The organism is Bacillus sp. LR--39, from assembly GCF_053613335.1.
On the sequence record NZ_JBSIOT010001477.1, the window covers coordinates 1 to 540 of the forward strand.

Here is a 540-nt window from a genome sequence, read left to right on the forward strand (position 1 = left end):
GACAACAAGCCGATTCGGGTTCGGAATTTCATTCGTCGCGACAATTTCATTAACTGTTGTTCGGTAACGATTCGCGATTTGGTAAAGGGTATCGCCTCTTTTCACGACATAGATCTGAATGGGAAACGCCTCCTTTCTCATTGCTACCACTATATGATGAAAGGAAGTGTTTCATGCTCTAAGTTTCGGAGGTAATCGCCTTAGCCGTCGTGATATTGGCGAACAGAACATTTTCCATCATCGTCAAGGCGTATTTGTTGTCTTTTTCATTGTTTGAGGCGATGCAATCGCGCGGAATCGTAATCTCGTACTCCCGCATATAAGCATCGTTTGCCGTAAATAATACGCAGATATTGCCTGCGATCCCAGTGATGATCAAATGATCGACATGAAGTTCATGCAGCAATGTTTCAAGAGCAGTGCCGTAAAAGGCTGAGTGCTTTGGTTTGATTAAAAAATAATCGCTGTCATTCGGTGCAAGCCGGTCGATGATATATGCGCTCCTGCCGTTTTTGCATTTCTTGATAATGGCAGCAATAT

General features: G+C 43.5%; 2 protein-coding genes. Both read right to left on the minus strand.

Going from position 1 to position 540, the window contains the following annotated elements; genetic code table 11:
- A partial coding sequence (locus ACWHAR_RS31250; RefSeq protein ID WP_452088952.1) for a LysM peptidoglycan-binding domain-containing protein occupies window positions 1-141 on the minus strand: 141 nt, incomplete at its 3' end.
- Between the two features lie 37 nt (window positions 142-178).
- The coding region (locus ACWHAR_RS31255) for a cysteine hydrolase family protein (protein WP_452088951.1) at window positions 179-540 on the minus strand (362 nt) is incomplete at its 5' end.